14 protein-coding genes are annotated in these 12,744 nt (G+C 70.0%); all 14 read left to right on the top strand.

The window, feature by feature from the left end; genetic code table 11:
* The first annotated feature begins 198 nt into the window (after positions 1 to 198).
* A complete protein-coding gene (locus tag SACMADRAFT_RS31040; protein ID WP_232285446.1) occupies positions 199 to 558 on the top strand; it encodes a hypothetical protein in 360 nt (119 codons plus the stop codon).
* A gap of 68 nt (positions 559 to 626) precedes the next feature.
* The gene (locus SACMADRAFT_RS20455; protein WP_009155749.1) at positions 627 to 1,187 is read left to right on the top strand and encodes a hypothetical protein; all 561 of its coding nucleotides are present in this window, start codon (positions 627 to 629) and stop codon (positions 1,185 to 1,187) included.
* 386 nt (positions 1,188 to 1,573) lie between these two features.
* Complete coding sequence (locus SACMADRAFT_RS20450; RefSeq protein WP_232285445.1) at positions 1,574 to 2,152, top strand: hypothetical protein; 579 nt, start codon at positions 1,574 to 1,576, stop codon at positions 2,150 to 2,152.
* A gap of 77 nt (positions 2,153 to 2,229) precedes the next feature.
* Positions 2,230 to 2,925 carry an SAF domain-containing protein gene (locus tag SACMADRAFT_RS20445; protein ID WP_009155747.1) on the top strand — a complete coding sequence of 232 codons (696 nt, stop codon included), beginning with the start codon at positions 2,230 to 2,232 and terminating at the stop codon, positions 2,923 to 2,925.
* A 41-nt stretch (positions 2,926 to 2,966) separates the two neighbouring features.
* On the top strand, positions 2,967 to 3,794 hold the full coding sequence (locus SACMADRAFT_RS20440) for a hypothetical protein (RefSeq protein ID WP_009155746.1): 828 nt from the start codon (positions 2,967 to 2,969) through the stop codon (positions 3,792 to 3,794).
* Positions 3,791 to 5,326 (top strand): CpaF family protein, encoded by a 1,536-nt coding sequence (locus SACMADRAFT_RS20435; protein WP_009155745.1) that lies wholly within the window; start codon positions 3,791 to 3,793, stop codon positions 5,324 to 5,326. The genes SACMADRAFT_RS20440 and SACMADRAFT_RS20435 overlap by 4 nt, the downstream gene beginning before the upstream one ends.
* Positions 5,323 to 6,264, top strand: a complete 942-nt coding sequence (locus SACMADRAFT_RS20430; RefSeq protein ID WP_009155744.1) for a type II secretion system F family protein — start codon at positions 5,323 to 5,325, stop codon at positions 6,262 to 6,264. Before SACMADRAFT_RS20435 ends, SACMADRAFT_RS20430 begins: the two co-directional genes overlap by 4 nt.
* Positions 6,261 to 7,166 carry a type II secretion system F family protein gene (locus SACMADRAFT_RS20425; protein WP_009155743.1) on the top strand — a complete coding sequence of 302 codons (906 nt, stop codon included), beginning with the start codon at positions 6,261 to 6,263 and terminating at the stop codon, positions 7,164 to 7,166. The genes SACMADRAFT_RS20430 and SACMADRAFT_RS20425 overlap by 4 nt, the downstream gene beginning before the upstream one ends.
* 55 nt (positions 7,167 to 7,221) lie before the next feature.
* Positions 7,222 to 7,476, top strand: a complete 255-nt coding sequence (locus SACMADRAFT_RS20420; protein ID WP_009155742.1) for a hypothetical protein — start codon at positions 7,222 to 7,224, stop codon at positions 7,474 to 7,476.
* An 18-nt stretch (positions 7,477 to 7,494) separates the two neighbouring features.
* Entirely contained in the window at positions 7,495 to 7,920 is a 426-nt protein-coding gene (locus tag SACMADRAFT_RS29300) for a hypothetical protein (protein ID WP_009155741.1), read from the top strand.
* 95 nt (positions 7,921 to 8,015) lie between these two features.
* Positions 8,016 to 8,402: a TadE/TadG family type IV pilus assembly protein gene (locus SACMADRAFT_RS20410; RefSeq protein WP_232285444.1), complete on the top strand. Its 387-nt coding sequence runs from the start codon at positions 8,016 to 8,018 to the stop codon at positions 8,400 to 8,402.
* The gene (locus SACMADRAFT_RS20405) at positions 8,399 to 8,851 is read left to right on the top strand and encodes a TadE/TadG family type IV pilus assembly protein (RefSeq protein WP_009155739.1); all 453 of its coding nucleotides are present in this window, start codon (positions 8,399 to 8,401) and stop codon (positions 8,849 to 8,851) included. Before SACMADRAFT_RS20410 ends, SACMADRAFT_RS20405 begins: the two co-directional genes overlap by 4 nt.
* A complete protein-coding gene (locus SACMADRAFT_RS20400; RefSeq protein ID WP_009155738.1) occupies positions 8,848 to 9,261 on the top strand; it encodes a hypothetical protein in 414 nt (137 codons plus the stop codon). Before SACMADRAFT_RS20405 ends, SACMADRAFT_RS20400 begins: the two co-directional genes overlap by 4 nt.
* Entirely contained in the window at positions 9,258 to 12,404 is a 3,147-nt protein-coding gene (locus SACMADRAFT_RS20395) for a LysM peptidoglycan-binding domain-containing protein (protein WP_009155737.1), read from the top strand. The genes SACMADRAFT_RS20400 and SACMADRAFT_RS20395 overlap by 4 nt, the downstream gene beginning before the upstream one ends.
* Positions 12,405 to 12,744: the final 340 nt, after the last annotated feature.

Raw genomic sequence — 12,744 nt, 5'->3', positions numbered from 1 at the left:
GGCACAGTGGTTGTCACTGGCCGGCTGGCACGCATCGCACTTCCCACGGCGATGTCGCTGATGACGGCGGTGCTGTGTTGGGCTGGGTTGTCTCGACTCGGCGCGACACCGATCTGGCTGGCATGGTGCTGGGCGTGCGCGCTGGGATGCGGCCTGGCGCTCACAGACCTACGTTGCCGAAGGTTACCGTTTCCGCTGGTGGCAGCGCTGGCAGGCGGAGGCGCGGTGTTCATGCTCTGGGCCACCGTGATCGACGGAACCTGGTTCCGGTTCGGCTTCGCCTGCATCGCAATGGTGGCCGTGCTCGGCCTTGCCTTGCTGGTCCAGATGTGCGCGCCGGAACACACAGGGGGCGGCGATACCGCGCTGTATGCCGCGCTCGCGCTGTACCTCGGCTGGTTCGGGTGGGATGGCCTGTTGCGCGGTCTGCTCGTCGCGAGCGGGCTTACCGCCCTGGTCGCGCTTGCGGTAGCAGTGTCGTCCAGGAGTATGAAATCCCGGTTCCCCGCAGGTCCACCCCTGCTCGCCGGCGCGCTGGTAAGCATCCTGTTGACATAGGCGCATGGCGGCCTGCACAGGCGCGGGTCGGCATGGACATCAGCATCGGGAGCACTGGGGAGGACCCTGTGAGCAACATCGGTACCAATCGTCGGCGACTGCACGTCATCCTGGCTGGCACCTTCGCCATGTTGCTGACGGGGTGCAGCGGCGAAAACAACCCGGCACCGTCACCATCGTCATCGCCGAACCTGTCCGCGCCGTCACAAGCAGCGACCTCTTCCGCCCAGGACGAACGCGCCGCAGTCGAAACCGCCTACACCCAATTCTGGGTCAGCACGTTCCACGCCAGCGACAAGCCGGAGAACACCTGGCATGACGTCGTAGCCGCGGTCGCAGTCGACCCTCAGCTCACCACCACCTTGAACGCGATGCAATCTCAGAAACAGGCCGGGATCAAGGTCTACGGCGATGTCACTGCGCGCATCGTGTCAGTTCAGATCACCGGCGCCTCCGCGAAAGTAGTCGACTGCCAAGACGGTTCAAGGGCAGGCCAGGCGGACGCCAAGACCGGTGATCGAAAGACCGTCGGCGTACCGCGGAATCCAGTCAATGCAGACCTCAAACGCGACAGCGCCGACGGCCGGTGGAAGGTCGCTCAAGTCACGTTCCCCGGCGGGACATGCTGATGGTCCGCCGACATATCGCACAAGTCCTGACAGGCGTGCTGTGCCTGGGTGGGATATCAGTGGCGGGCCTGCCGTCACCAGCCCAGGCAGATCCGCCTCCGCCCAGCAATGACGATGGTCAGGTCATCGTCGTTCCGGGCGACCTCTCTGGTCTGGTCGCCCCGCCACACATCGACATGCGGGCCTTGGAGCAGCGAGGCCAGGCACCTGTGCGGCCGGGCGGTCCGGCAAAGAAGTCGGCCGGCACCGGCCAAGATCGGCAGGCCGCCGCCGGTTCGAGCGATGCTGCCGATTCGCCGAGCGGGATTCCTCCCGGATGCTTTCTTGGCGGTTTCGGTGTCGGAGGTACCCCCGGCGCTGGTCGGCCGGGTGGTAGCGCGTTCGGCATGCGATGCCTGCCGCCGCTTCCCGCGGACGCCCCGGCACCGCCGGGTGCGCCTGCGGCACCGCCCTTGCCGACTCCGGCTGAGCTGGCGGCACAGGCATTCGAGCAGTTGCAACTGCCCTTGCCGGTGCCACGGCATTCACCGGACGTGCGGTTGCCGGACGGACGGGACGGCACGATCGTCGGCGAGAACACCTGGATATGGACCGACCGGGAGGTGTGGCATCCGGCCGTGCAGCGGGTGCAGGTCGGACCAGTGTGGGCCGAGGTGACCGCGACCCCGGTGAGCATGACGTTTAACTCGGGCACGGGCGGTTCGATGACATGTTCGGGACCGGGCACACCGTACGACCGCTCCTTTGGTCTGCACGCGGCCAGTCCGGATTGCGGGTTCGTCTACACCCGCAGCTCGGTGGGCCAACCGAACGATCAGGCCAGCGCGGAGTGGGCGATCCAGTGGTCGGTGAGCTGGGTCGGATCGGACGGAACTGCTGACGTCGGCGGTGACTTCCCGCAGATGCAGTCGAGGGCGAGGGCCAGCTTCGCGGTTGCCGAGGTACAGGCTCTGCGTGCGAATTAGCGTACCGAGAATGCGATAGACGCATTCTGTCAGACACAAGAAAACTGTATTTCCGAAAATGGGTAAGGAGTTGCCCAGTGGGTACTGCTGTGTCTTTTTCCGGGCCACGCCAGGCAAGTGGCGGCTCAGCTGACGTCGAGCTGCCCAACGATGGTGATGGCCCGCGGGTACCGCGTCGGCGGCGGTGGTGGCTGCTGGGCGTCGCGGTCGTGCTGGCCGCCGTAGTCGCATTCGGCAACTACGCCCTGATCGAGGGCCAGGACGCCCGGATCGATGTCGTGGTGCTGACGCGGGACGTGGGCTGGGGCCAGCGGATCAGCGACGGCGATCTCGGGGTGGCGAAAGCGGTCCCGGACCAAGGCGTGTCCTCAATCCCGGCCCGTGATCGCGCGGGGGTGGTGGGGCAGGTTGCCCGCTCCTCGTTGCCCGCGGGCACTGTGCTGGCACCCGGACAGGTGTCCGCGCAACCGGTTCCTGGGCCGGGTGAGCGGTTGGTCGGGCTCGCGGTGAAGCCGGGGCACCTGCCCGCGCGTGGCCTGTCGCCCGGCGATCTGGTCCAGGTCAGCGCCCTCGCGGGGGGCACAGGAACCGATGCGGGACAAGCCTCGGCGAGTACGGCCGGGCCGTTTCGCGCGCGGGTGGTGGGCACCGGTCCGCCGGACTCGACCGGCGCGGTCACGGTCGATGTCGTCGTCGGCGCGGATTCCGCGCAGGCCGCGACCAGCGCCGCGGCGGGCCAGGTTGTCGTGGTCCAGCTCGGACCAGGCGCATAGCGAGCGAATCTTCGTCGGGAAGGGCGGTGAGGGTGTTGGCCATGATCACGATCGTCTCGGGCAAGGGAGCACCGGGCGCGACCACGACGCTGGCCGCGTTGGCGGCGGCGTGGCCAGCGCCGGTGCTGCTGGCCGACTGCGACCCGGCTGGCGGCGACCTCGCGCCGGGCTGGCTGGGTCAGTGGCTTGTGGACGGCACGGTTCGCACCGATCTCGGCGTCCTGTCGCACGCCACCGCGACCCGCCACGCGAGGGCGGGCGACCCGGCTACGCTGATTGAGCACGTGCAGACCGTGCCACCTGCGCGGCACGTGGGCCTGCTGGCCGGGTTGACGTCGCCGGAACAGCACGCCGCGGTTGGAGCTGCGGGATGGACGCGCCTGACCGCGTCGCTGGCCGCGTTCCGGACCGTGACCGGTCATCCAGCCGACTCCTTGGTCGATGTCGGCCGCTACGGCACGGCTACGCCGTGGCCGTTGCTGCTGGCTGCCGATGTCGTGTTGCTCGCGGTGCGCCCAACCCAGCGGCACGTGCTGGCCGCGCGCCCGGTGCTGGCCAAACTCGCCGAACGGATCGCCCCGGAGCGACTCGGGCTGGCGGTATGCGCGACCACGCCTGCCGGCACCCGTGAGGTCCGCGCGGCGCTGGGCCGCGACGTCGTTGTTGAGATCCCTGCGGACGCGCGGACTGCGGCGGTGCTCTCCGACGGGGTCGACGGCGGTGCCCTGCCCCGTCGGTCGCCCTTGCTGCGGGCAGGACGCCGTGCGGCGCGCCGCCTGCACGGGACCTACCACAACTACACGCCCGCCGAATTGCGCGCGCCGGCACCGCCGGTGTCCGCAGGCGCGCTCACCGGAGGAACACGATGACGTTGCCACACAACGGATACCGCCTCCCGAACGGTCCCACCAGCTACCCGCACCCGGTGCCGCTGGCATCGCCACACGGCGGCGTCACCAGGGGCAGCGGCAGGCCGCCGCAGGCGTTCGGGCAACCGCAGGACCACGCGGCGAGCGACGAACTGGACCCGCGCGCTGTAAGGGAAATCCGGGAGTCGGTCGCGGCCCGGCTGGAACGCGTCGCCGCTGGGGAGACCCATCTGGACACGCCCCTGTCTGCGGAGGAGCAGCAGACACGCATGCGCGCGTACGTGGCCGAGGACGTCGCTTCTTGGGTGCAGCGTCGCGCCACTGCCGGACAGGCACCGCTGTCGGTGGAGGCGGAACGCCGGTTGACTCGCGCGGTGGTGGCCGCGTTGTCCGGACTGGGCGCGCTGGAGGAGTTGCTGGAGCGCGAGGACGTGGAGAACATCCACGTGCACGGCTGCGACCGCGTGTTGCTGGAACTGGCCGACGGATCGATCGAGCCGTGGCCACACCCGGTGGCCGATACCGACGCCGAGTTGGTCGAGATGCTCGCGGCGATGTTCGCCCGCCAGGGCCAAACGTCGCGCGAGTTCAATGCTGGCCGCCCGCTGGGAAACCTTCGCATCGGTGCTGGCGGCCCGCTGGGCGCTCGGGTCGCGGCCGTGATGGAAGTCAGCGACCGGCCGCGAGTGGCGATCCGTCGCCACCGCCTGGTCGACGTCACCCTCGACGACCTCGTGGCCAACGGCACGCTCGATCCGGTGATCGCGTCGTTTCTGCGTGCGGCGGTGCGCGCGGGCTGCAACGTGATCGTCTCCGGCGGTCCTGCCGCGGGGAAAACCACGCTGCTGCGCGCGTTGTGCACCGAGATCCCGAACTACGAACACGTCGTGACCGTCGAGGAGGAATACGAACTCGGCCTGCACATCGGCGCGCGCCCGTTGGTCACACCGCTGGAAGCCCGGCCGGCCAACAGCGAAGGGATCGGCGAAATCACCCTGGACGATCTGCTCAAGCAGACTTTGCGGCACTCGCCGAGCCGGGTGATCGTTGGGGAAGTCCGCGCCGGAGAGGTCACCGCGATGCTGCGGGCACTGGGCAATGGCGCCACTGGCGGGATGTGCACCCTGCACGCCACCAATGCGTCCGCCGTCTTCGACCGGATCGGGGCGCTCGGGCAGTTGGCTATCCCGCCGCTGGCGATCGAGGCCGCCCACCAGTGGACCGCGTCGGCGATCGACCTGGTCGTGCACGTCGCCCGCACCGACCACACCCACCTCGGAGCGCACCGCCGACAGCGGTTCGTCTCCGAGGTCGTCGAGGTCGGTCCGGTCGGTGATTCCGGCCGCCCGGACACCACCAGGATCTTCGCCCCGCGCCCTGCCGACGGCCGCGCGGTTCCGGCCTATGCGCCCAGCCGTGACCTGCTGGAGCGTCTGGAGCGGCACGGCTTCGACCGCGCCCAGCTCGACATCGCCGGTGCGGGGGCAGGTGCCGGAAACATCACCGGTTTCCCGGAAGGAGGCCGGCGATGACGAACGTGTGGCCGGGCTTGCTCGGCGTCGTCGCCGTGCTGGCCCTCGCCTGCGCAGTTGCGGCGATGGTGCCTCCTGCCCCGCGGAAGGCCGGTAGTGGCGTTCGAGGTTCCGTGCCGCAGCGAGCGGCAGACTGGCGGGAGCGCCTGGCACGGCTTCCGCTGCGGCGGGTTGCTGTGGCGGTGGTCGGGGGCGCGGTGGTGTGGTGGGCCACTGGCTGGCCGGTTGCGGCGATGGTGGCCGCCGCCGGGGCGGTGACCGTGCCGATCCTGGCCCGCGGACACGACGCGCAGCGACTGATCGCCCGCTTGGACGCCTTGGCAAGCTGGGTACGGCGGCTGGCCGACATACTGGCCTCCGGCGCGGGCGGGCTGGAGCAGGCGATCACCAGCTCGGCCCGCACCGCCCCTGACGCCTTGGCCACCGAGGTCGAGACCCTCGCAGTGCGGCTGCGCACCCGCGGCCTAGAGCAGGCGTTGCGCGCGTTCGCCGACGACGTCGGCGACGAAGCCGCCGACGAGGTCGTCCTCGCCCTGGTCCTGCGCGCCCGCGCCGGTGGACGCGGTCTGGTCGATGTTCTCGACGCAAAAGCCACCGCCCTCGAACGGGAGGTCGTGGCCCGCCGCGACATCGAAGCCGACCGGGCGAAACCGCGCACCGATGTGCGCGCGATCCTCGGCATCACCGTGGTCTTGCTGGTCGGGTTGGTGTTGTTCGCCCGGGAATTCCTCTCGCCCTTCGACGGAGTGCTGGGCCAGGTGGTCATGGCCGGGATCGGGGGTCTGCTCGGCGCGGCCGGGTGGTGGATGCACATCCTGATCCGCACTCGCCGTCCCGCCCGGCTGCTCGGCGTCTCCTCCCGGACCCCAGTCGGCGCGCCGAAGCCGAAGCGCTCGCTGACCGTGGTCACCCAGCCCGACACGGAGGCCCTGCGATGAACCCGGGTATCGCTGCCGCTGTTCTCGGTGCCCTCGCCGGGATCGCGCTCCTGTGCGTGATTCTGGCGTCGATCCGGCCGGCACCGGTCAACCTGGCCGCCGCGGTCGCGGAGCTGGACGACCGTGCAGCGCGTCGCGTGGACGGAGCTGCGCCGCTGGGCCGCTGGTCGGTTCGACTGCACCGCCTGGCCGGGTACTCGGCGCGGTCATCGAACCGGTGGTGGGGTATTCCGGCCGGCGACCTCGACGTGCTCGACCAGACTGCCGAACGCTACCTCGTTCGACGCCTGGCATGGGCTAGCGGCGCCGCTGCAAGTGTCGTGGCGGTGGCGGGGCTGGCGTGGTTCGGCGGCGTCGGTTTCCCCGGCACTGTTGTGATCCTGGGCGTGCTGGTCGCCGCGGTGGCCGGGTCGCTGGTGCCGGTGCTGGCCGTGCGCGAGGACGCCACTCGGGCACGAGAGGAGTTCCGGCGCGGGGTCGCCGCGTATCTCGACCTGGTGGCCCAGGAACGGGCGACGGGCCGCGCCCCGAGCCAAGCACTCGCCGAAGCTGCCGCGGTAGCGGACTCGTGGGTGTTCGCGCGGATCAGTCGCACGCTCGGCCGGGCGATGCGCGCCGGGCACACCCCGTGGGAAGCCTTGTCCCGGCTGGGCAAACGGATGGGTGTAGTCGAACTCGCCGACCTGGCCGACATCCTGTCCACCGCCGCTGACGGCACTGCCATCTACAGCACGCTGATCGCGAAAGCGAGCGCGCTGCGCTCGGCCGCGCTCGCCGCCGACAAGGCCGACGCCAACGGGCGTTCCCAGCGGCTCGCGCTCCCGGTTGCCCTGTTGCTGGTCGCGTTTCTCCTGCTGGCCATCTATCCAGCTTTGCTCCGGCTGCTGACAGCCGGTGGTTAGCGCGCAGCCAGAGACGAATCACCTAAAAGCGTTGCACACCAAGGAGTTGAACATCATGACCGAGATCCTGGAGCACTACCTCACCGCGGCGCGGCGTCGCGTTGCGCAGCTTGAGCTGAGTCTCGGCGGCGCAGTGATGTTGTTGTTCGTCACCGTCACGGCCCGCTGGGAACGCGTGCGTGCCACCAGTGATCGCGGATCAGAAAGCGTGGAGAAGGCCGTCCTGGTGGCCATCGGGCTCGCTGTGGCCATCGGACTTGGGGTCGCGATCCGTGCCGTGGTGCAGCAGTTCCAAGGCCAGATTAAGTGACGAGACGAAGGAGCCAGGATGCCTACCAGCGAGGAGATCGAACGTCGTGTCGCAGAGGCTGACGCACCCCGTAGCGCTAAGCGATCCGCTGCGGCACAGCGAATCGGCGATCTCGCCACGCGTCACGCCGAGATCGCTGCCCAGCTGAACGACGTCGAACGCGAACTCGGCGAGGCCCTCGCCGAATCCAGCGACGTCATCGATATTGACGAGCTAGCCGAGTTCACCGAAGTGCCCGCCACCGACCTCGCCCGCTGGCTCGATACGGGCAAACCGGCGTCTACGAAGCGAAAGAAGCCCGCCAATAGCGGCTCCCGCACGAAGAAAACCACACAGCCGCCGAAAACCACCACTGCGAAGACGGTGTCCACGCCACGTCCCCTCGCTGCTGCTCCAACACCCACAGCGGACACCTTGGCGGCAAGTAGCTCGGCGGCCCAGTGATGCGCACCAGCGGGCTCAGCTACCGGCGACATCCACAGGCGACGACAAGCACCGGCACAACTCAGATCCGCGACCAGGGAGCAGAATCCGTCGGCTTGGCCATTCTGTTTCCCATTGCCCTCGTGTTGATCCTCTCGGCGGTGCAAGGCGGCTTGTGGTGGCACGCCCATGCCGTCGCCGCGCAAGCCGCCCAGGCCGGGGTGGAGGCCGGACGTCCGGTCGGTGGCACAACCACCACGGCGGCCGAGGCCGCGCGCTCGTTCGCCACCCGCGCCGGCCGCGGCGTCCTCACCGGCCGCGGCGTCCTCACCGCCCCCGAGATCCACACCACCGTCACCGCGGACACCGTCCAAGTGGAGGTGTCGGGCACCGCCATCCGACTGGTGCCCATCCCAGGCCTGGACATCCGCGTCACCGCATCGGCGCACGCCGTGAAAGAGCGCTTCACCGTGCCCGCACTGGCGGCTGGAGACGGCCCATGAGGTCACGAAACCGAACACACCATGGCCGGTCGCGCTACTGGAGTGACACGGGTTCAGTCAGCGTCGAAGCCGCGATCCTGGTGCCTGCCGTGCTCTTCGTCGGGCTGCTCATCATTGCCGGTGCCCGGGTCAGCTCGGCACAGCAAGCGGTCGACAACGCCGCCGCAGCAGCAGCGCGAGCTGCCTCGATCGCGCGCAGCCCCGATGCGGCGCAACAGGCCGGAACCCGCGTCGCCCGCGACCGGCTCGACCGCGAGGGCCTGACGTGTCACACCTCCAGCGTGTCGGTCGACGCCAGCCAGATCGCGGTCGGCCGTGCCGGACAAGTGCGGGCAAGCCTGACGTGTCAGGTCGCGTTGAGCGATCTCGCACTTCCGGTCCCCGGCGGCACGGACACGATCACGAGCACGTTTACCAGCCCCACCGACCCATACCGAGGCATCCCATGACGACACGGACAACGCCGCGAGACACGGGTTCGGTCAGCGTGATCGTGGCCGTCCTGGTGCCCGCGCTGCTGCTCGTCTTCGCTTTGGTGGTGGATGGCTCTGCGCGGTTGCGGGTCATCGCCCGCGCCGACGCGCTGGCTGCCGAAGCCGCCCGCGCGGCCAACACCGCGGTGGACACCCGTAGCCCCGCGGTCAGCATCGACACGACGACCGCAGCTCGCACTGCCGCCGACTACCTCGCTCGTGCCGGGTATCCCGGTCAGGTCAGCGTCGCCGGACCGCGCGCGGTCCGCGTGACCGTCACCGTCGTCGAGCCAGCCCCCATCGGGCTGCTCGGCGGTACCGCCGAGGCGACGGGCACCGCGTTGGCCGAACTCGGCGTCGGCACCCGGACCGGCGACCTGCCATGACGACCGCAGCAGCACAGCGGATTCGCGGGGCATTCGCCGCGCTGGCTTTGCTTGCCTTCATTGCCGGGATACCGTGCGGGCTTCTCGCGCTCGGCGCCGACCCCGCTCACCTTCTTCCCGACCACTGGCCCGGTCCCACTCCGATCGACCAGTGGCCCGAACGGATCTGGAACGCGCTGCGGTGGGCGTGGCTGACCGGCGACCTCGTGCTCTGGCTGGTCGTGGCGGTGGCGTGGGCCGGTTGGTTCTTGCTGACTCTTTCCGTCGTGGTCGAGTTGATTCGCCAGACGGGGCACGGTGTCCGTACCGCCCGCGGTCTGCTGCGCCGGGTGCCGCGTGGCCGATGGATCGCCGGACTGGTGGCCGCCGTTCTCGTGGCCACCTCCGCCGGTACCGCAGGGGCATCGACAGCCCCGGCAACACCGGTTGCGGCCACCGCGCCGCCGTGGCCCCACGAACATCCCGTCACGGCAGCCCGGGGCTCCGCAACGGACACCGCAACCGACCAGACTGCGGGGACCGTCGGCGCCCCGAGCACGTCGTCTCCCGCGGCGGCGCGAACGGACGACGTTGTGCCTTACACGGTGGTCCATGGCGACACCTTGTGGGACTTGGCCGAACGCCACCTCGGCCGTGGCACCCGCTACCACGAGATCGTGCGGCTCAACCCCGGCCTGCTCGCCGACAGCCCCGACGACCTGGAACCGGGATGGACGCTGCGGTTGCCACCGGACGCCGTCGCCTTGCCCCATCCCGCGGACATCGCCACAGCGAGCGGGCGCACCGTCACCGTCGAGCCCACCGACACGCTCTCGGCCATCGCTGAACGCGAACTCGGCGACCCGGACGCCTGGCACGCGATCTTCGACCTCAACGCCGGCCGCACCCAACCCGACGGCCGCGCGCTGCGCCACCCCGACCAGATCCTGCCCGGCTGGCACCTCGTCCTGCCCGCCCAGGCGGCACCACCACCCGCGCAGCCACCCGAGCAGCCCGCGACGCCACCGAACAGCCCGGCACCCGCGCCCGCCCCAGAAGGCCCGGCTACCTCCGCCGAGCAGCCCGCCCCGCCGCACGCACCTCGAGGAGAACAGCCGGACATGCCTGAGGCACAGCCCGGAACCGCTATCGCACTGCCGACCGGTGCGTTCGTCGGCCTCGGACTGGCTGCCCTGATCACCCTCGCGATGATCACCGTCCGACTCCGGCGCCGCCGCTGGTACCACCCCGGCGCACGCGGCGACGCTGACCCCGCTGGCCTCCCGGTCGTCCGCGCACTGCGCATCGCCCACGACACCACCGCGCCCCAGCCGGTCGACGACAACCCGGCCGCTGCGCCCGCACCACCTGGACATCCACGACCGGCCGACATCCACGCCCGCGACCGAGCCCAGGCCACGGTCCGAGCTGTGCTCCCGGCACCCCAGGACACCTCGCTCGGCGTACGCGACGGGCACGCCATCGCGCTCGACCTCGCCAACACGCGGGGACTGGGACTCACCGGTCCCGGTGCCCACGCCGCCGCGCGGGCCTTGATCATGACCCTGCTCGCGCAGGCCACCAGCGACGGCCTCGACGCCATGATCGTGATGCCCGCCGACGACGCCCGCGCGCTCTTCGGACACGACCCGGCGGAGCCCGTCCCGGACCGGCTGCGCATCGTCGATGATCTGCCGGCAGCGCTGGCGACGTTGGAAGCCGAGCTGGTCGCCCGCACCGACACCGGCGACCTCGCGCGGGACCACGCGTCAGCGAACACGGCGCACCCGCACAACGACGTCGGGCCTGCCGTGGTGGTGGCCACGCCCACCGCGGACACGAACCGGCGCGCGCACGCCGTCCTCGACAACGGCGCGCACCTCGGTCTGGCTGGCGTGTTCCTCGGCCCCTGGCACCCCGGCGGCACCGTGCGCGTGCGCGACGACGGCACCGTCGAAGCGACCAGCCCCACCCTGAGCGATGACTTGGCCGGCGCCCGACTGTTCACCTTGCCGGACGCCGACGCCCGTGACCTGCTCGCACTCCTACACGCGGCCGAGCCCGGCAGCGACGACCCGATCCGAGACCGCACCGTCGCCGGCAGCGCCGCGGAACCAGGTACACAGCGGCAAAGCCGGGCCGAGAGCACGACGGCGAGTGCCGAGCCACTCGTCTCCGAGTACGAGTTCGCTACTGCAGCCGTGAACCCGTCGACGGAGAACGCCAGCGACGACCGCGGCGAGTCCCCGACGACCGGACCGTCCGGACCGGCTGATTCAGAAACGATCGAGCCATCCCCGCCGGAGGTCAGCAGCCAGCCGCGCCCCTCGGCCGCCCGTCGCGACGACACCCCGGCGACCGCACCGCGCCCGGCCACTGATCCTGCCCCGGTCCCGCCGCTGCACCTGCAGGTGCTCGGCCGGCTGCACCTGACCAGAGCGGACCCCGAACCCCGTGACCTCATCGACGTTCTCGCCCCGCGGCAACGCGAGATCCTGGTCTACCTGGCGCTACACCGTGACGGGTGCCGCCGCGAAACCCTCAGCGCCGCGCTCTGGCCGGACGCTCCCGGCGAACGTCCCTACAACAGCTTCCACGCGACCCTGTCCCAGCTACGCCGCGGCCTTCGCCGGGCAAGCAACGACGACCCCCTCGACCTCATCGTCAACCACGACAGCCACTACCGGCTCGACCAGGCGATCCTGACCGCCGACCTCTGGCGGCTCCAGGACGCCATCACCGCCAGCCGCCAAGCCCCGGCAACAGAGGCCGTCGCGGCGTCGAACCGCGTCACCGAGCTGTACTGCGGAGACCTCGCCGAAGGCATCACCGCAGACTGGATCGACGGACCCCGCGAAGCACTCCGGCGCGACGTCCTCGACACGCTCAGCACCCTGATCCGCAAGATCAGAACCGACAGCCCCGAACAGGCACTCGCTCTGCTGGAACAAGCCCGCCACCTCGACCCCTACAACGAGGCGATCTACCGCGACCTCATGCGCCTGCAAGCGCGACTCGGCCAGCACGACAGCATCCCACGCACCCTGCACCTGCTCACCACATCGCTGGCCGACCTCGACCAACGCCCCGCCCCAAGCACTCTCCGCCTCGCGGACGCCCTACAACAGCCGAGAAATCACATATCCAACCGGCAAGCCAGCTAAACGAACCCAGCGCCTAACGCAGGAAGTAGACACGAATATCATAGCGATCCGCCAGTTTCCGGAGGCTGTCCAACACGAGCCAACCTCGTTATACTGGGTTGATTCCTCGCGGATACGTTGAACGCCCGTGATGTGAACTTATTCGCGTGATTCCGGGAAGCGGCGGTGGCAGCCGCGGAGGCGAGCTGCAGCACGACCCGAGGCCAGTACTCTGCCGCGTGTACAACCGGCACGGAGTCGGCGGCGACCCCGTAGACCTCTCGCCCGTCCACCTTCCTCTCCACCTTCCTTTCCGTCTTCCTTTCCGGGCTCCCACTAGAGAGGAAGGGGCGCGTCAAAG

This window comes from Saccharomonospora marina XMU15 (assembly GCF_000244955.1).
In the GTDB taxonomy this organism is placed as follows: Bacteria; Actinomycetota; Actinomycetes; order Mycobacteriales; family Pseudonocardiaceae; genus Saccharomonospora_A; species Saccharomonospora_A marina.
This window is presented reverse-complemented; position numbering and strand designations above follow the sequence as displayed.

What these genes read in the sequence shown, in the direction of transcription:
- SACMADRAFT_RS20450 (WP_232285445.1), top strand. Translation starts at nt 1,574, where the DNA reads ATGCGATGCCTGCCGCCGCTTCCCGCGGACGCCCCGGCACCGCCGGGT.
- SACMADRAFT_RS20440 (WP_009155746.1), top strand. Translation starts at nt 2,967, where the DNA reads ATGATCACGATCGTCTCGGGCAAGGGAGCACCGGGCGCGACCACGACG.
- SACMADRAFT_RS20435 (WP_009155745.1), top strand. Translation starts at nt 3,791, where the DNA reads ATGACGTTGCCACACAACGGATACCGCCTCCCGAACGGTCCCACCAGC.
- SACMADRAFT_RS20430 (WP_009155744.1), top strand. Translation starts at nt 5,323, where the DNA reads ATGACGAACGTGTGGCCGGGCTTGCTCGGCGTCGTCGCCGTGCTGGCC.
- SACMADRAFT_RS20425 (WP_009155743.1), top strand. Translation starts at nt 6,261, where the DNA reads ATGAACCCGGGTATCGCTGCCGCTGTTCTCGGTGCCCTCGCCGGGATC.
- SACMADRAFT_RS20420 (WP_009155742.1), top strand. Translation starts at nt 7,222, where the DNA reads ATGACCGAGATCCTGGAGCACTACCTCACCGCGGCGCGGCGTCGCGTT.
- SACMADRAFT_RS29300 (WP_009155741.1), top strand. Translation starts at nt 7,495, where the DNA reads ATGCCTACCAGCGAGGAGATCGAACGTCGTGTCGCAGAGGCTGACGCA.
- SACMADRAFT_RS20405 (WP_009155739.1), top strand. Translation starts at nt 8,399, where the DNA reads ATGAGGTCACGAAACCGAACACACCATGGCCGGTCGCGCTACTGGAGT.
- SACMADRAFT_RS20400 (WP_009155738.1), top strand. Translation starts at nt 8,848, where the DNA reads ATGACGACACGGACAACGCCGCGAGACACGGGTTCGGTCAGCGTGATC.
- SACMADRAFT_RS20395 (WP_009155737.1), top strand. Translation starts at nt 9,258, where the DNA reads ATGACGACCGCAGCAGCACAGCGGATTCGCGGGGCATTCGCCGCGCTG.